Consider the following 23,250-nt stretch of genomic DNA (forward strand, 5'->3'; position numbering starts at 1 on the left):
TGTTATTCCCTCGCCAGTGCGACAACAGGGTCGAGCCGCGCCGCATTGCGTGCGGGCAGGTAACCGAACAGGATCCCGATGAGTGACGAGCAGCCAAAGGCCATCAGGATGGAGAAGAGCGAGAACTGCATCTTGATGGAGTCCACCAGCAGTGAAAACAGCGCGCCGATGCCTAGCGAGAGGCCGACGCCGAAGAGCCCCCCCAGCAGGCTAACCATCACGGCTTCAATCAGGAATTGCTGCAGGATGTCTGACTGGCGGGCGCCCACGGCCATGCGAATGCCGATCTCGCGGGTGCGCTCCACCACCGATACCAGCATGATGTTCATCACGCCCACCCCACCGACGATCAGCGAGATCACCGCGATGGCCGAGACCATCAGGGTCATGGTGGCCGTGGTTTTTTCCACCGATTTGACGATGTTGTCACTGCTGAAGGTGAAGAAATCCTTCGTGCCGTGGCGCTGGGAGATCAGCTCGTTCACCGCCTGATCGGCCAGTGCCGGTTGTACCCCGTCCTTGACCCTAAGGGTGATCTTGCTGAAATGGTGCTGCGAGATGAGGCGACTCATCACCGCGCTGTAGGGCAGCCAGAGATTGATCGATTGGCTGGAGGGGCCGAAGCCGGTCTCTTGCGAGACCACCCCGACGATACGCACCGGCAGGGTGCCTATCAGCACTACCTTGCCGACCGGATCATCCTGGCCAAGCAGGCTGGTGATGCTCTCCTTGTCCACCACGGCGACAGCGGCACGCTGCTGAATATCTTGCCACTCCAATAAGCGACCACTGACCAGCGTCATCCCCTTCACCTTGAAATAGTCGTTGCCAACCCCGGTGACGCTACCGCTGCTGGTCTTGTTGCGATAACGCAGCTGGCCGGAGCTGCCAATCTCGGGGCTGGCGCCTGCGAGATAGGGCTGACCCAGCAGGGCATCCAGGTCTCCCTGGTTGAGGGTCTGGATACTGGCCCCCTTTTCATCGCCCCATCCCATGCCCGGGAAGATATCGATGGTATTGGTGCCCATCGCATTGATCTGGTCGACCACCTTGGTACGTGCGCCCTGACCAAGGGCGACCACACTCACCACGGCAGCGATGCCGATGATAATGCCGAGCATGGTGAGGAAGGTGCGCATCCGGTGGGCGAGCATGGCATGCATCGCCATGCGTCCCGCCTCCCGATAGCGATCCCAGTCGTGGCCCATGGCGCCTTTATTGGGCGCTATTTTTTTCGGGTCTGCGGCGGTGGTCGGGGCTAATGCGCCCGTTTGGCGCGGGCCGCTGTCTTGCTCTATCCGACCATCCTTGAGGGTGATGATCCGATCGGCGTGGCTGGCCACCTCCATATCATGGGTCACCAGAATGATGGTGTGGCCCTGAGCGTGCAGCTCCTTGAGGATAGCCATCACCTCCTTGCCGCTCTGGCTATCCAGCGCGCCGGTCGGTTCATCGGCGAGGATCACTTCGCCGCCGTTGGCCAGCGCCCGGGCGATACTGACCCGCTGCTGCTGACCGCCTGAGAGCTGACCCGGGGTATGGTGGCTGCGATCGCTAAGCCCCAGCCTGCCTAGCAACTGACGGGCGCGCGTCTGGCGATCCGGGCGGCTGGTACCGGCATAGATGGCGGGGATCTCCACGTTGGCGGCGGCATCAAGATGAGGCAGCAGGTGGTAGCGCTGAAAGATAAAGCCGAAGTGGTGGCAGCGCAGCCGGGCCAGCGCCAACGCATCCATGGTGGCGGTATCCTGACCGCGAAACAGGTACTGGCCGCTGCTTGGGCTATCCAGACAGCCCAGCAGGTTCATCAGGGTGGATTTGCCGGAGCCGGACGCGCCGACAATGGCGAGCATCTCTCCTGCCGCGATAGTGAGGTCGAGGGGGTGGAGCACGGTGACCTCGCTGTCGCCGCTCTGGTAGCGTCGCTCGACCCCTTTCAGCTGGATCAATGGCAGCTGGCTCAGGGGCTCACTCATAGCATCACCGCCATCTCGTCGTTAGCTGTGGGGCTGCCATGATTGAGCAGCACCTCCTCCTTCTCGGTCAGGCCGCTGATCACTTCAATGCGGATCTCGTCTTTCATGCCGGTCTTGATGGTGCGGGTCTCGGTCTGATCGCCCTCCTTGACCAGGGTCACCTCATACTCATTGTCGGCCAGCTTCTTGCCAAGGGCGGCTTGCGGCACAGTGAGTACCTGCTTACGCTCGTCGAGCACTATGGTCACCTGGGTGGTCATCGCCACGCGCAGGGTATGGGCGGGGTTGGGCACATCAAACAGGGCGTAGTAGTAGACGGCTGCATTGCTGGTGGTGGTGCTGGTGGTCGTCTGCTCGTTGATGTTGGTAGGTGCTAACTCCACGGCCTTCAAGGTGCCCTGATAGCGGGTATCCGGATCGCCGATCAGGGTGAAGTAGACCGGCATGCCGGCTTTGACCTTGGTGACATCAGCTTCGGAGATCTGCGCCTTGATCGTCATGGTATCCAGATTGGCCAGTTTGAGCACGGTCGGCACCGTTTGGCTGGCAGCCAGCGTCTGGCCCTGACGGGTCACAATGCTGATGACGGTGCCATCCATCGGCGCCAGGATCTTGGTGTAGCCCAACTCTGTCTTGGCCCGATCAACCTTGATCAGGGCGTTGTCGATATTGGCCTGACTGTTTTGGAGTTCGGCGCGGGTGACCGCCAGCAGTGCTTCGGCACTCTCCAGATCGGCCCGGGAGCTTGCCTCCTGCTTGAACATCTGCAACTGACGTCGCCAGGCGAGTTCGTTCTGTTTGAGCTGTGCCTGCTTGATCTTGAGCTGGGCGCGGTTGCTGGCGAGTTCCGCCTCAGCCGTCTTGAGGTTGTTCTGGGCAATCAGGGGATCGATCTCGGCCAGCAGATCTCCCTGCTTGACCCGATCACCATCCTCAACCGCCAACTTGGTGACCTGACCGGAGACCTGGGCGCCGACATCCACCTGCTCAGCGGCCTGTAGCACGCCACTGGCTAATACGGTCTGGGCAATATCTTCACGAGTGACTTGAGCTGTCAGCATCGCCTTGGGGGGGGGACTGGGCCAGAGTAGCCAGCCGAGGAGCACCACGGCGATCAGGATGGTGATGGCCAGGGTTCTCTGCTTGCGGGTTATGTTCATCTATCACCTGAATGGAAGCGAAAAGGTTGTGCGTGGCGTCTATCCTGCAGCAAAGCTCGGATAAATAACAGCCGCGAAATAAGTAAGCAAAGTTATGGCGTTAACTGTCAATAAGCTGTGGCGGGGATACTCAAGACGCCGGTGTTGTCAGCAAGAGGCGGACGAGATGTAGGTTGGCGCTGAGCGCAGCGAAGCCCAACATGCAGTCGGTAGGTTCGATTAGCCGCCAGGCGTAATCGGACGTTCGCGTAACGCTATCGTCTTGCGATAACGGCCGACCGATTCCCTTTCTGCTGGCAGCAGCTGACGCGCAGGCATAGCCGGACAACAACCGCTCGATCGTCGTGTTGGTTCACGGTAAACGTTGGGCTTCACTGCGTTCTGTACCAACCTACGATTTAACCCGTCGGGTGGTGTAGCGCAGCGAAGCCCAACATGCAGAGTAAGACGTATCCACCTGCAACCGGTTTTCGCGAATGTTTGATTACGCTTCGCTAATCAAACCTACAGCCCTGCGTGTAGCCAAGGCCACGCGGTATCGTGTAAAAAAGCCAATAAAAACAATGCCAGTCAGGATTAACTGACTGGCATTATGCACAGAGGCAGGGCGTTGGAATAGGTGATGGGGCGTGAGGCTCAGGCCTTGGCCAGCAGATCCATCACCCAGGGCAGACCCTGCTTCTTGCGGCTGACAAAGCCCGGGTGGTAGCTGGACTCTGCCGGTACTTTCGGGTGTGCGGTAAAGTAGATGCGGCTGGCAGCCGCAGTCAGGTCAGTCACCATCAGCACGAAGAAGTCGAGCCCTTCGCCTTCAACGCGGTGTGCCATCTCTTGCTGCAGAGTGTCGATCTGGTCGGCAAGCTGTTGTTCGCTGCCCACTTCAATCTGGCTCATGATGAAGTTCAGACCTTCGGCCTGGAATGCTTTCTCATCCTGCTGCAGCAGCTGCGCCGGAGTGAGGCCGCTCAGGTCGGTTTTTGCCATCAGCAGCTGTTGGCCGAACTCGGCCAGTGAGACCTCTGCCAGCGGTGCCAGACGCTCACAGGCGATCTTGTCCTGCTCGGTGGTGGTCGGCGAGGTGAGACAAAGCGTGTCGCTCATGATGGCACCCAGCATCAAACGAGCCTGGCTGCGGGTCACGCTACCTTGCTGACTCAGCAGATCGAAGGCGATGGTGCAGGTGCAGCCGACGGCACGGATCCAGGCATCCAGCGGAGACTGGGTGACCAGGGTGCCGAGACGGTGGTGATCCACCAGACCCAGGACATTGGCTTGTGCCAGTGTGGCAGGCCCTTGTTCCAGATCACTGAAATCCACCAGCCAGACATCTTCCCCGGTCAGATCGTGGGTCAGCAACTCGGGTTCGCTGACGCCTGCCTGCTCCAGAATAAAACGGGTTTCGGTGCGCAGGTCACCCAGACGCCATGGGGTGGCCTGACGGCCCTGGCCATTGAGCCAGTCGGTGATAACCAGCGCACTGCAGATACTGTCGCTATCAGGATTCTTGTGACCAAAAACGTGGATCATAGACAAAGCCTCACAATTGGATACCCATAAAGGGGGGCGACACTATGCGAAATCCGCTGCATGAAGGCAACCGGATCCACGCCCAGGTTGCTGTCAGCTTCGCCTAACTCGCCATTTTATTGATCTGGGCCGGTGATCCTGACGGCTGTGCGAGGTTCACGGTGGGGGATTCGGGATACGATTCACCGTTAGTCGTGACTGGTGACTCGTTACTCGATTCCCGATTCCCGATCCCCGATCCCCGATTCAGCGACGCAGCAGCTCGCGGGCATTGGCCAAGGTATTGTCGGTGATCTGGTCGCCACCGAGCAGGCGTGCCAGCTCATTGAGACGGGCATTCTGGTCGAGCGCATCCATCCGGGTTTCGGTGGTTTTGCCATCGGTATGCTTGCTCACCACCATATGCTGGTGGCCGTTGCCTGCCACCTGAGGCAAGTGAGTGACCACCATCACTTGAGTGGACTCCCCGAGCTGGCGCAGCAGGCGACCCACCACGGCGGCAGTCGGGCCGCTGATCCCCACATCCACCTCATCGAAAATCAGGGTCGGGGTGGAGATCTTGCGGGCGCTGATCACCACGATGGCGAGGCTGATACGCGACAGTTCACCCCCTGAGGCCACCTTGCCAAGCGGCTGGATCGGTTGGCCCGGGTTGGTGGTGACCATAAATTCCACCCGATCTATACCCAGTGGAGAGAGGCTGCTCTGGGCATCGGGGCGCACCTCGATGGCAAAGCGACCATCAGGCATCGCCAGCTCGTGCATGCTGCTGGTCACTTTGGCACCCAGCTCCTGGGCGTAACGCTGGCGGCTCTGGCTGAGGGCTTCGGCGGCCTGGACAAAAGCCTGACGGGCCTCGGCCAGCTCATCTTCCATCCCCTCTAACCGCTCCTCATCGGAGTTGAGGCGAGCGAGATCCGAGGCCAGCTCCTGATGGTGCAGGGCCAGATCCGCCGGTTTGACGTGGTGCTTGCGGGCCAGATTGATCGCCTTGGAGAGACGGGCTTCCAGCTCGTTGAAGCGTTCGGGGTCAAGCTCCAGCCGATCGAGATAGCTGCGCAGTTCGCTGTGACTCTCCTGCACCCCGATCAGCGCTTCGTTCAGCATCTCCAGTACCGGGGTGAGGCGGCTGTCCATGCTGACCAGCCCCTCGGTCCGATCGACGGCCGATTGCAGCAGCCCTGCGATAGTGGTCTCTTCGTTGTCATAGAGCAGATCGAGGCAGGCACCGCACTCCTGCATCAACTCGGTGCCGTTGGCGAGACGCTGGTGCTCCTCTTCTATCTCCTCAAACTCCCCCGGTTGCAGGGCAAATTCGTCCAGCTCCTGCACCTGATACTCGATCAGCTGGCGGCGGGCCTCCCGCTGCTGCTGCTCGGCCTTGAGCCGGTTCAGTTCGTTTTGCAGTTGGCGCCACTGCTGATAGTGCTGGCGCACCTCGTCGAGCAGCAGATGGTGACCGGCATAGCCGTCGAGCAGGGCGAGCTGGTAGTCCGGTTTGAGCAGCATCTGGTGGGCATGTTGGCCATGCACGTTGACCAGCAGTTGGCCCAGATTCTTGAGTTGGGTGAGGGGGACGGGCACGCCATTGATATAGCTGCGCGAGCGCCCTTCGGCGGAGATGACGCGCCGCACGATACACTCACCTTCATTTTCCAGCTCGTTGGTGGCGAGCCAGGCACGGGCGGCCGGGTTGTTCTCTAGAAGGAAGCGGGCGCTGACCTCGCTTTTGTCGCTATCGGGTCGCACCATGCCCGCTTCGGCCCGCTCTCCGAGACAGAGACCGAGGGCGTCGATGGCGATGGATTTACCGGCACCGGTCTCACCTGTGATGCAGGTCATGCCCGGTTGCAGATCGAGTTCGAGAAACTTGACGATGGCGAAGTTGTTGACGGTCAGCTGGGTCAGCATGGTCTCATCCTGTATGGGCCAACATTACTGTGTATGCATCCAGTATATACTGGTTTTTCATACAGTAAAGAGTCGACCCGCAACAGGATGCGCAGGCACGTCAGGTGCGTCTCAGAACAGCTTGCTGCCCCAGCCGAGCTTGTTGCGAAGTACGTGGAAGTAGCTGTAGTCGAGCGGATGCACCAGATGAAGCTGGTGGTGGCTCTTCTTGATGAGGATCTCGTCCCCCGGGTGGACCGCCAGCGTCACCTGGCCGTCACAGCTCACCTGCATGGCATCGTCCTGATTGTCTGGCGAGACCAGCAGCCGCACTTCGCTGTCGGCATCGAGTACGATAGGGCGGCTGCTCAGGGTATGCGGGAACATCGGCACCAGCGCGATGGCGTTGAGCTTGGGGGTGAGGATGGGGCCGCCCGCTGACAGCGAGTAAGCGGTGGAGCCAGTTGGGGTGGCGACTATGATGCCGTCCGAGCGCTGGCTATACATAAAGCTGCCATCGATATAGACCTCGAACTCGATCATGTGGGCGATCTTGCCCGGGTGCAGCACTGCCTCGTTGACCGCCAGATTGCTCGACTTGCGCTCGCCATGGCGATAGACCGAAGCTTCCAGCAGGAAGCGGTGTTCGCTCTTGTAGTGTCCGGAGAGCACCTGCTCCAGCGGCAGCAGATAATCCTGCGGTGAGAGGTCGGTCAGAAAACCGAGGTTACCCCGGTTGACCCCAATCACCGCCACATCGAAGCGCGACAGCACCCGCGCCGCCCCCAGCATATTGCCGTCACCGCCGACCACGATGGCGAGATCGGCCTGCTGGCCCAGCTGCACCAGATCCATCACGTTTTCATCGAGGATGCTCAGGGTCTGGGCGACCCGGCTTTCGACCAGTACCCGAAAGCCGCGGGCGGTCAGGTATTGATGCAGGCCGGTCAGCGTCTGGTTGGCCCCCTCATGGTGGGGTTTGCCAATCAGGGCGATGGTTTTGAAGGGAGAATCCATAGTCTGTCGGGTCTGGGATGAGTATTGCGGGCCAGTATACAGTGCTTTGCTCCGCTTGTGACGCTCTCCCGTGTCACGGGGGCCGCTATCCCCTTGAGTCAACTGGTTAAACGGTGAGCGGCAACCCGGATAAACCGCCGGTTGCGGCAGATCAGCCACCCTGATTGGCCTTTTACCCCTTGAAAGCCGGGGATGCATCCCCATAATAGCGCCAACATAGTCGGTCTGTGGTCGTCCGGTCGCTCAACCAGACGTCAGGGCCCTCATAAGTAACCCCGGAATTGGAGATGTCATGAACCACGAAGAGCAAAAGGTTGAAGCGATGGAGCAAGTGGAAGTCCAGCCAGTCGAGCCGACCGATGTAGACAGTGAAGTGACAGCCGAGCAGGCCCGCATTGCCGAACTGGAAGCACAGCTGGAAACCGCCATCCAAAAGGCGGCGGAAGAGCGTGAACGCGCCCTGCGTACCGCCGCCGAAATGGAGAACCTGCGCCGCCGTACCGAGCTGGATGTCGAGAAGGCGCACAAGTTCGCCCTGGAGAAGTTCGCTGGCGAACTGCTGCCGGTGCTGGATAACCTTGAGCGTGCCATCGAACTGGCCGACAAGGAGAACGACGCTCTCAAGCCGATGATCGAAGGGGTCGAGCTGACCCTGAAATCCATGCAGAGTGGCGTCGCCAAGTTCGGTCTGGTGGCGCTCGACCCGCTCAACCAGCCGTTTGACCCGAACGCTCATCAGGCGATGAGCATGGTGCCGAGTGCCGATGTGGCCCCGAACACCGTGATCGCCGTGATGCAGAAGGGCTACGACCTCAACGGTCGGGTGATCCGTCCGGCCATGGTGATGATCGCCAAAGCGGTCGACTGATTGGCTGTGGGTGCCCGAGCCCGCCCCGTGGCGGGCTTTTTGTTTCGCAGTGCAGCACCCGCTCATGGTGCCCGGTTTCACCGTTGAAGGTGACCGCGCAACCATGACAAAGGGTGTGGTTTTTTAGGGGCGGGGCTTGAAGCTGTGTCTGGCGACCCCATATAGGGTGCAAGGCCGCGGCGGCACAAAAAATTTGATGCCGGGAGCTTGAAAGCCAGATTGGCAGCCCCCACCTAGCCGTTAACGCATTAAGGCGAGTTCCTCGCCAGTTTATTCAAAGTATTTGGAGATTCGTCAAATGGGTAAAATCATCGGTATTGACCTGGGTACTACCAACTCCTGCGTCGCTATTCTGGATGGCGACACTGCTCGCGTGATCGAGAACGCAGAAGGCGATCGTACTACTCCGTCCATCATTGCCTATGCCGATGATGGCGAGATCCTGGTTGGTCAGCCGGCCAAGCGTCAGGCCATCACCAACCCGAAAAACACCCTGTTCGCCATCAAGCGTCTGATCGGTCGTCGTTTTGAAGATGAAGAAGTGCAGCGTGACCTGAAAATCATGCCGTACGCCATCGCCAAAGCTGACAACGGCGATGCCTGGGTTGAAGTGAAGGGCAAGAAAATGGCACCGCCGCAGATCTCTGCCGAAGTGCTGAAAAAGATGAAGAAGACCGCCGAAGACTACTTGGGCGAGCCGGTAACCGAAGCCGTTATCACTGTTCCGGCCTACTTCAACGACGCCCAGCGTCAGGCTACCAAGGATGCCGGTCGCATCGCCGGTCTGGATGTAAAACGCATCATCAACGAACCGACTGCAGCGGCTTTCGCCTATGGCGTGAACAAGGTCAAGGGCGAGCGCAAGGTTGCCGTATATGACCTGGGTGGCGGTACTTTCGATATCTCCATCATCGAGATCGACGAAGTGGAAGGCGAAACCACCTTCGAAGTACTGGCGACCAACGGTAACACCCACCTGGGTGGTGAAGACTTCGACAACCGCGTCATCAACTATCTGGTAGACGAGTTCAAGCGTGAGCAGGGCATCGACCTGCGCAACGACCAGCTGGCTCTGCAGCGTCTGAAAGATGCCGCCGAGAAAGCCAAGATCGAGCTCTCTTCTGCCCAGCAGACCGACGTCAACCTGCCGTACATCACTGCAGATGCCACCGGTCCGAAGCACATGAACATCAAGGTGACCCGCGCCAAGCTGGAATCCCTGGTAGAAGACATGGTGAAAGACTCTCTGGAGCCGGTTCGTGTTGCCCTGAAAGACTCCGGTCTGGCCGTTGGCGAGATCGACGACGTGATCCTGGTGGGTGGTCAGACCCGTATGCCGCTGGTTCAGAAGACCGTTGCCGAGTTCTTTGGCAAAGAGCCGCGTAAAGACGTCAACCCGGACGAAGCCGTGGCCATGGGTGCTGCCATCCAGGGTGCCGTACTGTCCGGTGACAAGACCGACGTACTGCTGCTGGACGTTACCCCGCTCTCTCTGGGTATCGAAACCATGGGCAGCGTGATGACTGCGCTGATCGAGAAGAACACCACCATCCCGACCAAGAAGTCCCAGGTGTTCTCCACTGCCGAAGACAACCAGTCTGCCGTGACCATTCACGTGCTGCAGGGTGAGCGCAAGCGCGCCAGCGACAACAAGTCTCTGGGCCAGTTCAACCTGGAAGGCATCCGTCCGGCACCGCGTGGTCTGCCGCAGATCGAAGTGACCTTCGACATCGATGCCAACGGTATTCTGCACGTCTCTGCGAAAGACAAAGAGACCAACAAAGAGCAGAAGATCACCATCCAGGCCTCCTCTGGTCTGTCTGATGACGAGATCGAGCGCATGGTACGCGAAGCCGAAGCCAACGCGGCCGAGGACAAGAAGTTTGAAGAGCTGGTGCATGCCCGCAACCAGGCTGATGGTCTGGTCCACTCCGTACGCAAGCAGATCACCGAAGCCGGTGACGCCCTGCCTGCTGACGAGAAGAGCAAGATCGAAGCCGCGGTGAGCGAGCTGGAAGCGGCCCTCAAGGGTGACGACAAGGCTGACATCGAAGCCAAACAGCAGGCTCTGCTGGAAGCGTCCCAGAAGCTGATGGAAATTGCCCAGCAGCAGGCTCAGGCCCAGGGCGCAGCCGGTGCTGATGCCGGTCAGTCCTCCTCTTCTGCCAAGGCTGACGACGACGTAGTCGACGCCGAGTTCGAAGAAGTGAAAGACGACAAGAAGTAAGCCCTACCCAGATGGGCGGAGTCCGCTTCGCCCATCGGCTTGGTCAATGAATTCACGGGCGTTGGGTAACCAACGCCCGTCTGCGTAACCACAGGATGAGTATGTCGAAGCGCGATTTCTACGAAGTGCTGGGTGTGGCGAAAGATGCCGATGATCGCGAGATCAAGAAGGCGTACAAGCGCCTGGCCATGAAGTATCACCCGGATCGCAATCAGGGTGATGCCGCATCCGAAGAGAAGTTCAAAGAGGTCAAGGAAGCCTACGAGGTCCTGACCGATGCCAACCTGCGTGCCCGATACGATCAGTACGGCCATGCCGGTGTTGACCCGAGCCAGGGTGGCGGTGGCCACGGTGGCTTTGGTGGCGGCGCTGATTTTGGTGATGCGTTCAGTGATATTTTTGGCGATATCTTCGGCGGTGGCCAGCGTGGCGGCGGTCGTCGTGGCCCGGCCCGCGGCTCAGATCTGCGTTACACCATGGAGTTGACGCTGGAAGAGGCGGTGCGCGGGGTCTCTAAAGAGGTCAAGGTGCCGACTCTGGTTCACTGCGAAGTCTGTAACGGCTCCGGTGCCCACACCGGCAGCAGTGCCCAGACTTGCCCAACCTGCCATGGCTCCGGCCAGGTGCAGATGCGTCAGGGCTTCTTCGCGGTGCAGCAGGCGTGCCCGCACTGTCACGGCCGCGGCAAGATCATCAAGGATCCGTGCCGCAAGTGTCACGGTGAAGGTCGCTACCAGCGCACCAAGACCCTGTCGGTGAAAATCCCGGCGGGCGTCGATACCGGCGATCGCATCCGTCTCTCCGGCGAAGGGGAAGCGGGGGAAGCAGGGGCACCGGCAGGGGATCTCTACGTACAGGTGCACGTCAAAGAGCACGAGATCTTCGTGCGTGACGGCAACAACCTCTACTGCGAAGTGCCCATCAGCTTCACCGCAGCTGCGCTCGGTGGTGAGATTGAAGTGCCGACCCTGGATGGCCGGGTCAAGCTCAAGGTTACTCCGGAGACCCAGACCGGCAAGATGTTCCGCATGCGTGGCAAGGGCGTCAAGTCCGTGCGCTCCGGTCAGGTGGGGGATCTGATGTGCAAGGTGGTGATCGAGACCCCGGTCAACCTCACCGAGCAGCAGAAAGAGCTGCTGCGCCAGCTGGACGAGTCATTCAGCGGTGCCGCTGCCAAGACCCACAAGCCGAAATCGGAAGGCTTCTTCGAAGGGGTGAAACGCTTCTTCGACGATCTGACCAGCTGATTCCAGCCACCCGAATAAACAGAGCCGGCCTTGTGTCGGCTCTTTTTTTGCTCGCCATTTAGTCAGGTTCCGCCCTATTGAGTGGATCGCTGATGAGCGATCTTCCTCACAACTCCCGCCGATTCTCGCTGTACAAATGTTATCCCGCTCACACTGTTGCTGAAACGGTTTAGTTGCCGTATTGAGTTAGCTAAAGCGGTTTAGCTATGCTCTGGCTGTCGATAACAACAGCGCCCGTTCGGGCCACAGAGGACAGGTGAGGAAGATGATGATGTTCAAGAGCAAGTTGGCGCTGGCGGTAGCGCTGGGATTGGGGATGAGCAGCCCGCTGTGGGCGGCAGAGGGCGGTATCGAGGCCAGACTGGCGGCGCTGGAGGCGCGGGTGCAGGCGGCCGAAGCGAGAGCCGTGGCGGCAGAGAGCCGCGCCAGTCAGGCCGAGGTGAAGGCAAGTGCGGCCAGCGAGCAGGCGCAAGTTGCTGACAGCCGTAGCCAGAAGGTGGATGCGAAGACCGCCGGGGCCCAGGGTTTCGAGTTTCATGGCTATGCCCGCTCGGGCCTGTTGGTCAACAGCAATGGCAATGGCGGGCGCGGCGGCCCCTACATCACCCCGGCCGGTTCGGTGGGCGGGCCCGTGGGGCGCCTTGGCAACGAGGATGACACCTACATGGAGGCCAACCTGCTGAAAACCCAGACCTTCGAGGATGGCAGCTGGGCCCGCTACAAGCTGATGCTGGCAGACGGGGTCGAGACCAGCAATGACTGGACCGCCAGCGATTCGAGCCTCAATACCCGTCAGGTGTTTGCCGAGATCGGCAATCTGGCGAGCTTCGATGGCCCCTTCAAGAACGCGGTGCTGTGGGCGGGCAAGCGCTTTGACCGCGACAACTTCGACATCCACTGGCTCGATTCCGACGTGGTGTTCCTGGCTGGTACCGGTGCCGGTGTCTACGACGTGCAGCTGGCCGACAGCTGGAAGGCCAACTTCTCCCTCTATGGCCGCGATTACGGCGACATCAGCGCCAGCGGTCTCTCCGACATCGAGAGCTACATCCTCACCATGAATAACCGCGTCGGCAACTGGCAGTGGATGGTGAACGGTCTCTCGGCCAAGGACAATGACGCCCGCATCAATGACAAGGGGGCGGGCAGCGCGGCGGCGGACAAGGGGGCCCACACCCTGCTGGCCTACCACGCCGACAGCTTCTTCGGCGTGCGTCCGGGGATGAGCAAGGCCGCACTGCTTTACGGTCACGGTCTGGGTGCCGAGGTCAAGGGGCTGGGCTCTGACAGCGAGCTGCTGCCGGATGCCGATGCGGTGCGGGTCGCCGTGTTTGGCGCCACCGATCTCAACTCGCGCTGGCGTTTTGCCCCGGCCCTGCTGGCCGAGCAGAGTCAGGATCGCTACGTGAAAGGGGACGAGTACCGCTGGCTCACCGTCAATACCCGGGTGGCACAGGTGCTGAGCCAGAACGTCGAGCTGGTCTACGAGGCGGCCTGGCAGTACATGGATCTCGATCCCAAGGGTTACAAGGGGCGGCAGGCGGTGAACGGCAACTTCACCAAGCTCACCTTCGCCCCCACCTTCAAGGCGCAGACCGCCGGATTCTTCGAGCGGCCCGAGCTGCGGGTGTTCGCCAGCTGGATGGACTGGTCCTCCGAGCTCGACAACTACGCCAGCGACGATGCCATGGGCAAGAGCAACTTCACCGCCGGTGGCGAGTGGAACTTTGGCGTGCAGATGGAAACCTGGTTCTAGTTCGTTATCCCGATCACAAAAATGGCAGCCGGTGCCGAGATCTGTTGGTTGGCTAAAACGGTTTAGCTGATAATGCCAGCCAACAGAACAGAGTCCGGGTTTGACCGTGGATCCGATGCAGCAGTGGAGTAGCAAGGTGACAAATCGTGTGTGGGTAATGGGGGATGCGGTGGTGGACTTGATCCCGGAAGGGGCGTTGCACTACCTCAAGTGTCCGGGTGGCGCGCCCGCCAATGTGGCGGTTGGCGTGGCACGGCTGGGTGGCGATGCGGCCTTTATCGGCCGGGTCGGTGCCGATCCGTTCGGCCGCTTTATGGCCGACACCCTGTGCGGGGAGGGGGTGAATATCGCTGCGCTGCGGCTCGATCCTGACCATCGCACCTCTACCGTGCTGGTGGCACTGGATGACGAGGGGGAGCGCAGCTTCACCTTTATGGTGCGCCCCAGTGCCGACCAGTTCCTCACTCCGGATGAGTTGCCCCGCTTCGATGCCGGTCAGTGGCTGCTCACCTGCTCCATCGCGCTCGCCAACGAGCCGGTGCGCGGTAGCTGCCTGCAGGCCATGGCAGCTATCAAGGCGGCAGGCGGACGGGTCTGCTTTGATCCCAACCTGCGCCCCGAGGTGTGGGGCAACCCCGCCGAGATGCTGCCGCTGGTGCGTCAGGCCATCGCGCAGGCGGATGTGGTCAAGCTCTCCATCGAGGAGCTGCAACTGCTGAGCGGCGAGGTTGAGCTGGCTGCCGGGCTCGCCACGATCTCTGGCCCGGCGCTGGTGCTGGTGACCCGGGGGGCGGCTGGTGTGGTGGCCCGCCTCGATGGTGAGCTGCTGGAGTGGGTGGGGCAGAAAGTCACCCCGCTCGACACCACGGGGGCGGGGGATGCCTTCGTCGCCGGACTGCTGGCGGCGCTGGCCGGGCGTTCGTCGCTGCCGACCCTGGCCGAGTTGCCCGCCATTCTGGCGCAGGCCCACGGCTGCGGGGCACTCGCCACCACCGCCAAGGGGGCGATGACGGCGCTGCCGACTCGCAGCGAACTGGATGAATTTTTGCGATCAGGCACAAGCGGCTGTTGATCTGCGGCTAGAAGCCCGGCTCGACAGCCCCTACTCTCATGTGACAAGGGCCCGCCAATGTGGCGGGTCATAAGAGGAAGAATATGAATATCAGTGCGATAGCCAAGGATCTGGTGCCCCTGCTCGGGGGCAAGGAGAACATCGTCAGCGCCGCCCACTGCGCCACCCGGCTGCGGCTGGTGCTGGCCGATGACAGCAAGGTGAACAAGGCCGCCATCGACAAGCTGGAGGGGGTCAAGGGGTGCTTTAGCAACGCGGGCCAAATTCAGGTGATCTTCGGTACCGGTCTGGTCAACAAGGTCTATGCCGAGTTCGTGGCGCTGACCGGCACCGGGATGGCCAGCAAGGCGGAGCTGACCGATATGGCGACGGCCAAGCTCAATGTGGCCCAGCGGCTGGCGCGAACCCTCTCCAACATCTTCGTGCCGATCATTCCGGCCATCGTCGCCTCCGGCCTGCTGATGGGGCTGCTCGGCATGGTGCGCACCTACGGCTGGGTCAATGCCGACAGCGCCCTGTTTGTGATGCTCGACATGTTCAGCTCGGCGGCCTTTATCATATTGCCGATCCTCATCGGTTTTACGGCTGCGCGGGAGTTTGGCGGTAATCCGTACCTCGGGGCGACCCTCGGCGGCATTCTCACCCACCCGGCGTTGACCAACGCCTGGGGCGTGGCCGGTGGCTTCAAGACCATGGACTTCTTCGGGCTCGATGTGGCGATGATCGGCTATCAGGGCACCGTCTTCCCGGTGCTGCTGGCGGTCTGGTTTATGTCCCATCTGGAGAAACAGCTGCGCAAGCGCATTCCGGATGCACTGGATCTGATCCTCACGCCGTTCCTGACCGTCATCATCACCGGTTTCGTGGCGCTGCTGTTTATCGGCCCGGCGGGTCGGGTGCTGGGGGATGGCATCTCGTTCGGTCTGAGCGCCCTCTATGAGCAGGCCGGCTGGCTGGCGGGGCTGGTGTTTGGCGGCACCTATTCGCTGATCGTCATCACCGGCATCCATCACAGCTTCCACGCCATCGAGGCAGGATTGCTGGCCAATCCGCAGATTGGCGTCAACTTCCTGCTGCCCATCTGGGCGATGGCCAACGTGGCGCAGGGCGGGGCTTGCCTCGCGGTCTACTTCAAGACCCGTGATGTGAAGATCAGGGCCATTACCGTGCCTGCGGCCATGTCCTGTCTGCTCGGTATCACGGAAGCGGCCATCTTCGGGGTTAACCTGCGCTACATCAAACCCTTCCTCGCCGGTCTGTTTGGCGGGGCCTGCGGCGGCGCCTATGTGGTGGCTGCCAAGGTTGGGATGACGGCGGTGGGGTTGACCGGTATTCCCGGCATGGCCATCGTCCAGCCCATGAGCCTTATTAACTACATCATCGGGCTGGTGATCGCCTTTGGCGCCGCCTTCGCCGCTTCCTACCTGCTCAAGTACAAGGTGGAGTGATGAAGGAAAGTCATCTCCTGAACCAGATTGTCCGGTCGTTGCTGGCCGGACAGCTCAAGGCGGCGGCCGATCCCCATCGGCCCCGCTGGCATCTGGCAGCCCCGGTGGGGCTGCTCAACGATCCCAACGGTTTTATCGAGCATGACGGGCGCTACCACCTCTTCTACCAGTGGAACCCGCTCGGCTGCGAGCACCGCAACAAGGGCTGGGGCCATGTCACCTCCACCGATCTGCTGCATTGGCAGCATGAGCCGGTGGCGCTGTTGCCCACCGAAGCCTATGAGAGCCACGGCTGCTATTCCGGTTCGGCGGTGAGCGACGAGCAGGGGCGCCTGACCCTCATCTACACTGGCAACGTCAAATACCCGGATGGCAGCCGCACCGCCTATCAGTGTCTGGCCCGTGCCGACGGTGAGGGTGGTTTTGCCAAGCTGGGCCCCGTGCTGGATCTGCCCGTTGGTTACAGCGGCCATGTGCGTGACCCCAAGGTGTGGCACGACGGCCAGCAGTGGCTGATGGTGCTTGGGGCGCGCACCCTGGATGACAAGGGCGAAGTGCTGCTCTATCGCGGCGACACCCTGCAAAGCTGGCAGCTGGTAGGCCCCATCGCCGGTAGCGGGCGCGGCGGGCTCTGTGAGTTTGGCTATATGTGGGAGTGCCCGGATCTGTTTGCGCTTGGTGAGCGCCATGTGCTGATCAGCTGCCCGCAGGGGATTGCCCCGGTGGGGGAGGATTATCGCAACCTCTACCAGTGCGGCTGGTTGGCGGGTGACTTCGACGGTGAGCACTTCGAGCACGGGGCTTTTCACGAGCTGGATCGGGGCTTCGAGTTCTATGCCCCCCAGACCACCCAGGACAGTCAGGGGCGGCGTTTGCTGTTTGGCTGGCTGGGGCTACCGGAGGAGAATGAGATGAGCCAGCCCACAGTCGCTCACGGCTGGATCCACCAGATGAGCTGTCCGCGGGAGCTGTTCTGGCAAGATGAGTGGCTCTGCCAGCGGCCGGTGGCGGAGCTGGCGGCACTGAAGGGGGAAATGACCCATATCGAGGGGACACCTGGCGAGTTTACTGGGCTGGCCATCGACTCGGCCTGGCTCGATCTGGATCTGTGCGGTGAGGGGAGCCTCTGGTTCGGCGCCGTGGCCGAGCTGGTGTGGCAGCCGGGGCGCATCACCCTGCGGCGCCAGAATTGGCAGAGCGGCGCATGGGAAACCCGCAGTAGCCCATGGGCTGGCGGGCGGATCACCGTGCTGTGCGACAGCTCCAGTCTGGAGTGTTTCATCGATGACGGCCGCCACAGCCTGTCGGCGCGCTACTTCCCCGGGGAAAAGCCGCAACTTTCATCGGGTAACGGCGATGATGGCTGCAAAATTTGCCTCAATCACTGGCCGCTGGCGGCGTGCCTAGTACAATAGCCCGGTTCTAGTCAGCCGGGAGGCCAGGTGGAGAAGAAGAAACGGATCACGATTGCCCAGATCGCCGAACTGGCGGGGGTGTCCAAGGCGACCGCCAGTCTGGTGCTCAACGGGAAGAGTGCGGAGTACCGCATCGCCGACGATACCCGCAAGCGCATTCAGGCTGTGGCGGATGAGTGCCACTACTTGCCGAGCTTTCACGCCCGCTCCCTGCGCGAGACCCGCAGTTACACCTGGGGCCTGGTGATCCCCGATCTCACTAACTTCGGTTTTGCCCGCATCGCCCGCGCCCTCGAAGCGCACTGTCGGGAGGCGGGCATCCAGTTGCTCATCGCCTGCTCCGAGGATGATCCCGCCCTCGAGCAGCGGGTGGTGGACAACCTCATCAGCCGTCAGGTGGACGGGCTGATTGTCGCCTCCAGCGGCCACAGCGATAACACCTATGCCCGCATTCACGACCGCCTGCCGGTGGTGCAGCTCGACCGCCATATCGGCGAGTCGCGCCTGCCCATGGTTATTTCCGATGCCTGCAAGGCGACCGCCGAGCTGGTGCGGGACATGGCCAGCGAGTGTGGCGAGGAGATCTACTACTTCGGCGGTTTGCTGGATCTCTCCCCCAGTCGTCACCGGCTGGCGGGGTATGAGCTTGGGCTTCATCGCGCCGGTTTGGAAGCCGATGCAGCCCGAGTGCGCCATCGCGACTACCAGCCGAGCTCCGGTTATCAGCTGATGGCCGAGCTGGTGGCCGAGTTGGGGGCGCCCCCCAGGGGGCTTTTTACCGCCTCATTTACTTTGCTGGAAGGGGTACTGCGCTACCTCAACGAGGCGGGGTTGATGGAGACGGGGATGCGGCTGTGCACCTTCGATGATCACGACCTGCTCGACTGCATTCCCATGCGCATCGACTCGGTGGCGCAGGATTGTCCGGCGCTGGCCCGCGCCGCCTTCGAGCTGATGCAGCAACTGATCGCGGGCAATCCCCCGGCGCAGACCGCCCAAGTGATCACCCCCAGGGTGCGCTGGCGCAGTCGCCGCTAGCCACGCCCTGTCACCCTCACCCATCCCATATGAGAAGCCCTGCCATCGCTGGCGGGGCTTTTTGCTGTCTGCGGATGGTTCGTTCCTCTGACCGACAGATCAATCTGTGGTGCTGGTACGCCAGAACACCTGCTCGATATGGGGGGGATGGCCAGCCTTTGTATCAGGGCATCCAGCTCGTCGCCATCGATGGAGGTGGCGAGCAGCACCGCCGAGATCTCCAGATCCCCCTCGCCAAACGGCTCGATATCGAGTTCGCTCAAGGGGTAGTTGGCCTGCTCCAGCATCTCTTCGAGCCAGTGCAGCACCTCTTTTTGATGCTCGCGCTGGGTCAGCGCCGTCACTTTGTAGGTCACTTCGGTGTCGGTATTGTCCACCGGGCGGCGGTTGTTCTGATTGACCAGCGGTCGCAGCAGGGTGTTGGCGGCCAGCACGAACAGGGCGCCCAGAATTGCCTCCATCGCCAGCCCTGCGCCACAGGCGGCGCCGACCGCAGCTACCCCCCACAGGGTGGCGGCGGTGTTGATGCCGCGGATATTGCCCTACTCGCGCATGATGACGCCGGCGCCGAGAAAGCCGATGCCGGAGACGATATAGGCCACCACATGGACCACGTTGTAGTTGCCGCCGTGCAGGTCATAGATACGCTGGGCCAGACTGACAAACAGCGCGGCTCCCACGGCGACCAGCACGTTGGTGCGAAGGCCTGCGGTACGTTGGCGGTACTGGCGCTCCAGCCCGACCAGACTGCCAAGCACAAAGGCGAGCAGCAGGCTGGCCAGGGTGTCGAGCAGGGAGATCATGTCAATTTGTTGCCACATCTTCATGGCGTACTCCTTCTGATAAGCGCTGGCTTGGCGCAATCCATGATGAAACGCCGGGAGGCGGATGGATCAGGGGATGATTGCGTGGATGGCCAGCAGACAAACAAAACGCGGCGTCCCGGGGCGCGAGCATCATCAGATGCCCTGACGCTCAGAGAGGACGCAACAAGCGGGGCCAGCGTGGCTGGCCCCTTTCACTGTGGTTAACGCAGGTGTGCGGTCAGTTGAGTTCGGGATCGCAGTCGATGCGCGGGCGCAGTTGCCAGCGCACCGGATGTGCTACTCCGACCTGATGAACGAACTGCACCAGATAGCGTCGCTGGGGCGGGGTGCACTGCAGGTTGAGCACCAGCTCTCGCCCGCCGCCGCGACCCGGCTTCATCGATTGCATCGGTTGCAGCCCAGCGGGTTGCAGGGTGTGGTTCACCAGAGCCAGCACCTGCTCCATATCGGCGCGATCCTCACAGCGGATCTGCAGCCGGTAGTGGTGCTGACGCGGTTTGCCGCCCAGCCAGCGTGGCAGCATGCCACGGCCGAGCCGGCTCAACAGGGGATGAGCCCGGGTAGCAACAGAACCTGTTGCTACCGCGCGATCCGCAGCCGGTTTGATTGAGATAAAACGCATAGCAGCCTCCTTGTGGGAAGCAGAAACGTAAAAAGGGAGAAGAGGGGAGTGGATTTCCGCTTCTCGCAGGGTTGCGAGCATGCGGCAGAGAAAGACCTGCGGCTAGCTCGCGACCTTGGTACCGACGATGAGGGTCGGTCTACAACTGTCACTTGATGAGTTGCCCACTGATGGTCTCCGCTATTGATAAGAGGCTCGAATGATAGCCGAGGCGGCGGGCAGGGTAAACCCCGCGCCGCTTGCAGCAACATCTTGAAACATAATCGAAAGCCCCGTTTTGCCGCGCAGGGCCGTAAAAAGCAGACCCGGCGAGGGCCGGGTCTGCGGGGTCATTCGGTCTTGTCGATGCCAAGGTATTTGAGCATCAGTTTTTCGTAGATGGGCTCGGTATCGCCCACCTGCATTTTGTGCAGGAAGTACTTCTCGAAGGCGATCTTGGCCAGATGGACCCACTTTCCTTTCTTGAACCAGGCGACGTTGCGCGGCGGGATCTGCGGCATGGCGACGAAGGCGGCACCTGTGTCCCCCATGTCTGCCAGACAGATGGCATTCCACACTGCCTTGGTCACCGGCGGCTGGCCGTTGAGCTCCGCCTTGATGTTGTGGCTCAGGGTGCGCACCATTGCCTCAATCATATAGCCGGTCTTGGGCACCCCGGTCGGTACCGGCGTCTTGTGCGGCGGTGCAATGGCGATGCAGACACCGGCGGCGTAAATCTGCGGGAAGGCGGGGTTGCGCTGGTGTTCGTCGACGATGACAAAGCCGCGGGGATTGACCAGCCCCTCGATACCCCGCAGCGGTGCAATGCCGACAAAGGCGGGCAGCATCATGGCGTGTTTGTAGGGCAGAGTGTGGGTGCGCTTGATGTTGCCCTCATCGTCCAGCTCCTCCACCGTCATCTGGCCATCTTGCGCCGCCACGGTGCGGGCATTGCAGATCCACTGCACGTCGCGCATCCGCAATTCGCTCTCCAGCATCCCCTTGGAGTCCCCCACGCCGTTGAGACCAAGGTGGCCGATGTAGGGCTCGCTGGTGACAAAGGTCATGGGCACATTCTTTCTCACCTTCTTGTCGCGCAGGTGGCGATCGAGGATGAACGCATACTCGTAGGCGGGGCCGAAGCAGGAGGCGCCCGGCATGGCGCCGACAATTACCGGGCCGGGCTCATCGACCAGTGCGCTGACACTGTGGCGGCACTCTTCGGCGTGGGAGAGGGTACAGACGCTGGTGGTGCCACCGGATTCGGGGCCAGCCCCTGCCACCTCGTCAAAGGCGAGGGCCGGACCGGTACAGATCGCCAGAAAGTCGTAACGCAGGGTCTGGCCATCAGAGAGGGTGAGCTGCTGCGCGGCTGGTTGCAGCTCGGTCAGGGCGGCATGGATAAAGCGGATCCCCTTTTTCTTCACATGGGGTTCGATGGGGATCGAGGTCTCCTTGCGCTCCCGCCACTGGACGGCAATCCAGGGGTTGGAGGGGGTAAATTCAAAGTCCGGCTTGTCATTGATGAGGATCACCTCATGCTGCTTGCCCAGTTCGGCCTTGAGTTCGTAGGCGGCAGACATGCCCCCGAGACCCGCGCCGATGACGATTACCGTTGCCATGTTCAGCCTCCTGCGTTTATTACACGCTCATGTGAGCCGGGTCATCCGACCCTGTTATTTAAATCCTATCCGTTTGAGGATCATCGCTGCCGGGCAGAAACCGGTGAAGGCGCTCTGGATCAGGTTGACCCCGACAAAGGCACTCAACCAGACAAAGCCCGGATGAACCCAGGTGGTAAGGATCAGCGAGAGCAGCAACATGCAACCCGCGACGATTCTGACTCCGTTATCTACTGTCATGGTCTTTCTCCTTCTCTACTTTAGATGTTGCTAATTTAGTGTTGTTTTATACAATAGAACAAATATCAGCAATTGCTAATTTACTCTTATGAGCCAATTCGACGAGATGAACAGACATGCGACAGCCGCCGCCTCCCTGCTCAAGGCGTTGGCTCATCCCGAACGCCTGATGGTGCTCTGCCAGCTGGTGGAGGGGGAGAAGGGGGTCGGGGAGCTGCTGGCCCATAGCCAACTCGGGCAGTCGGCCTTCTCCCAGCAGTTGTCGGTGCTCAAGCGCTACGGCCTGATCCGTTCGCGCAAGGTCTCCCAGCAGATCTACTACTCGCTGGTGAGCGAGGCGGCCGCCGATGTGCTGGGGGCGCTGCAAACCCATTTTTGTCACTCGGAAAATAAGGAATCTTGATGATGGAAAGCCAATGGCTGCTCTCTTTGGGCGGTGGCATGCTGGCGGGGCTGTCGGCCCTGATCTTGATGTTGTTCAACGGCCGGGTGGCCGGGATCAGCGGCATTCTGGCCGGTGCGCTGCAACACCGTGCGCCGTGGCGGGTGCTGTTTCTGCTGGGGCTCGGGGCGGGCGCCTGGTTGGCGCTGACTCTGGGTTGGGCCACTATACCCGCATTCACCACCTTGCCCGGCTGGCCCGTTGTGCTGCTGGCCGGTCTGCTGGTCGGGGTCGGTACCCGTCTTGGCAATGGCTGCACCAGCGGCCACGGCATCTGTGGCATGGGGCGGCTCTCCCTGCGCTCCATCGTCGCCACCCTGACCTTTATGGCGGCTGGCTTTATCACCGTCTTCGTCACTCATCATCTGCTGTAAGGGGCTGATTGCCATGAAGTTGCTGACAAGTTTGTTTGCGGGTGTGTTGTTCGGACTGGGGATGGCCATCTCCGGCATGATGGATCCCGCCCGGGTCACCGGTTTTCTCGATCTGGCCGGGGCCTGGGATCCCAGCCTCGCCTTCGTGATGGGAGGGGCCCTGCTGGTCTTTATGCCGGGTTATTTTCTACTGGTGAAACCCCGTCGCCAGAGTGTGCTGGGGGAGCCCATCGTCGCCGTACCGGCTCCCAGACTGGAGCGCCGGCTGATCGGCGGGGCGGCGCTGTTTGGCATCGGCTGGGGGCTGGTGGGCATCTGCCCGGGGCCTGCTCTGAGTCTCATTTCCAGCGGGCAGCCCATGATAATGTTGTTTATAGCGGCCATGGTGGCCGGGATCTTGCTGTTTGACAAAGGACTGGCCAGGGTGCTGACCAAGGCGCCAGCTCGGGGAGTGGATAAGGTGCGCCAGTCCCATACCGCCTGATCCCGTGAAGTGACAGATT

The 23,250-nt window shown here is 61.2% G+C and carries 19 protein-coding genes and 1 pseudogene; 11 read left to right on the plus strand and 9 right to left on the minus strand.

What is annotated here, in order from left to right:
• Positions 1-2 precede the first annotated feature (2 nt).
• The 5 genes from NMD14_06705 to nadK form a co-directional block, all read right to left on the minus strand.
• Positions 3-1,976, minus strand: a complete 1,974-nt coding sequence (locus NMD14_06705; GenBank protein XEI34086.1) for a MacB family efflux pump subunit — start codon at positions 1,974-1,976, stop codon at positions 3-5.
• Positions 1,973-3,136 (minus strand): macrolide transporter subunit MacA, encoded by a 1,164-nt coding sequence (gene macA / locus NMD14_06710; GenBank protein XEI34087.1) that lies wholly within the window; start codon positions 3,134-3,136, stop codon positions 1,973-1,975. Before macA ends, NMD14_06705 begins: the two co-directional genes overlap by 4 nt.
• Positions 3,137-3,772: 636 nt before the next feature.
• Positions 3,773-4,663: a manganese-dependent inorganic pyrophosphatase gene (locus NMD14_06715; GenBank protein ID XEI34088.1), complete on the minus strand. Its 891-nt coding sequence runs from the start codon at positions 4,661-4,663 to the stop codon at positions 3,773-3,775.
• Between the two features lie 246 nt (positions 4,664-4,909).
• Entirely contained in the window at positions 4,910-6,574 is a 1,665-nt protein-coding gene (gene recN / locus NMD14_06720; protein ID XEI34089.1) for a DNA repair protein RecN, read from the minus strand.
• Between the two features lie 111 nt (positions 6,575-6,685).
• The gene (gene nadK / locus NMD14_06725) at positions 6,686-7,570 is read right to left on the minus strand and encodes an NAD(+) kinase (GenBank protein ID XEI34090.1); all 885 of its coding nucleotides are present in this window, start codon (positions 7,568-7,570) and stop codon (positions 6,686-6,688) included.
• Between the two features lie 292 nt (positions 7,571-7,862).
• Here nadK and grpE point away from each other — a divergent pair, with 292 nt between their 5' ends.
• The 8 genes from grpE (at position 7,863) to NMD14_06765 (ending at position 18,641) form a co-directional block, all read left to right on the plus strand.
• Positions 7,863-8,438, plus strand: coding sequence for a nucleotide exchange factor GrpE (grpE, locus tag NMD14_06730; protein ID XEI34091.1), 576 nt, complete (start codon positions 7,863-7,865; stop codon positions 8,436-8,438).
• Positions 8,439-8,736: 298 nt separating this feature from the next.
• Positions 8,737-10,665 carry a molecular chaperone DnaK gene (gene dnaK, locus NMD14_06735; GenBank protein XEI34092.1) on the plus strand — a complete coding sequence of 643 codons (1,929 nt, stop codon included), beginning with the start codon at positions 8,737-8,739 and terminating at the stop codon, positions 10,663-10,665.
• Positions 10,666-10,766: 101 nt separating this feature from the next.
• Positions 10,767-11,912, plus strand: a complete 1,146-nt coding sequence (gene dnaJ, locus NMD14_06740) for a molecular chaperone DnaJ (protein ID XEI34093.1) — start codon at positions 10,767-10,769, stop codon at positions 11,910-11,912.
• A 265-nt stretch (positions 11,913-12,177) separates the two neighbouring features.
• Entirely contained in the window at positions 12,178-13,668 is a 1,491-nt protein-coding gene (locus NMD14_06745; protein ID XEI34094.1) for a carbohydrate porin, read from the plus strand.
• 115 nt (positions 13,669-13,783) lie between these two features.
• Positions 13,784-14,740, plus strand: a complete 957-nt coding sequence (locus NMD14_06750) for an aminoimidazole riboside kinase (protein ID XEI34719.1) — start codon at positions 13,784-13,786, stop codon at positions 14,738-14,740.
• An 83-nt stretch (positions 14,741-14,823) separates the two neighbouring features.
• Positions 14,824-16,188: a sucrose-specific PTS transporter subunit IIBC gene (locus tag NMD14_06755; GenBank protein XEI34095.1), complete on the plus strand. Its 1,365-nt coding sequence runs from the start codon at positions 14,824-14,826 to the stop codon at positions 16,186-16,188.
• On the plus strand, positions 16,188-17,603 hold the full coding sequence (locus NMD14_06760; protein XEI34096.1) for a sucrose-6-phosphate hydrolase: 1,416 nt from the start codon (positions 16,188-16,190) through the stop codon (positions 17,601-17,603). The genes NMD14_06755 and NMD14_06760 overlap by 1 nt, the downstream gene beginning before the upstream one ends.
• A gap of 27 nt (positions 17,604-17,630) precedes the next feature.
• Positions 17,631-18,641, plus strand: coding sequence for a LacI family DNA-binding transcriptional regulator (locus NMD14_06765; GenBank protein XEI34097.1), 1,011 nt, complete (start codon positions 17,631-17,633; stop codon positions 18,639-18,641).
• A 99-nt stretch (positions 18,642-18,740) separates the two neighbouring features.
• On the opposite strand, the pseudogene NMD14_06770 reads toward NMD14_06765, so the two are convergent.
• From NMD14_06770 to NMD14_06785, 4 genes and pseudogenes are all read right to left on the minus strand, one after another.
• Positions 18,741-19,468 (minus strand): annotated as a pseudogene (locus NMD14_06770) (MgtC/SapB family protein).
• A 217-nt stretch (positions 19,469-19,685) separates the two neighbouring features.
• Positions 19,686-20,090, minus strand: a complete 405-nt coding sequence (locus NMD14_06775; GenBank protein XEI34098.1) for a hypothetical protein — start codon at positions 20,088-20,090, stop codon at positions 19,686-19,688.
• A gap of 329 nt (positions 20,091-20,419) precedes the next feature.
• The gene (locus NMD14_06780; GenBank protein ID XEI34099.1) at positions 20,420-21,691 is read right to left on the minus strand and encodes an NAD(P)/FAD-dependent oxidoreductase; all 1,272 of its coding nucleotides are present in this window, start codon (positions 21,689-21,691) and stop codon (positions 20,420-20,422) included.
• A gap of 54 nt (positions 21,692-21,745) precedes the next feature.
• A complete protein-coding gene (locus NMD14_06785; GenBank protein XEI34100.1) occupies positions 21,746-21,931 on the minus strand; it encodes a DUF2892 domain-containing protein in 186 nt (61 codons plus the stop codon).
• Positions 21,932-22,019: 88 nt separating this feature from the next.
• Between NMD14_06785 and NMD14_06790 the strand changes: the two genes are divergently transcribed.
• Genes NMD14_06790 through NMD14_06800 form a run of 3 tightly spaced genes read left to right on the plus strand, consistent with a single transcriptional unit; the run spans position 22,020 to position 23,231 of the window.
• Positions 22,020-22,334, plus strand: a complete 315-nt coding sequence (locus NMD14_06790; GenBank protein XEI34101.1) for a metalloregulator ArsR/SmtB family transcription factor — start codon at positions 22,020-22,022, stop codon at positions 22,332-22,334.
• Positions 22,334-22,747 carry a YeeE/YedE family protein gene (locus NMD14_06795; GenBank protein XEI34102.1) on the plus strand — a complete coding sequence of 138 codons (414 nt, stop codon included), beginning with the start codon at positions 22,334-22,336 and terminating at the stop codon, positions 22,745-22,747. The genes NMD14_06790 and NMD14_06795 overlap by 1 nt, the downstream gene beginning before the upstream one ends.
• A 13-nt stretch (positions 22,748-22,760) precedes the next feature.
• Positions 22,761-23,231, plus strand: a complete 471-nt coding sequence (locus NMD14_06800) for a YeeE/YedE family protein (GenBank protein ID XEI34103.1) — start codon at positions 22,761-22,763, stop codon at positions 23,229-23,231.
• Positions 23,232-23,250: the final 19 nt, after the last annotated feature.

The sequence above is a fragment of the Aeromonas veronii genome (genome assembly GCA_041319085.1).
Taxonomy (GTDB): Bacteria; Pseudomonadota; Gammaproteobacteria; order Enterobacterales; family Aeromonadaceae; genus Aeromonas; species Aeromonas veronii_F.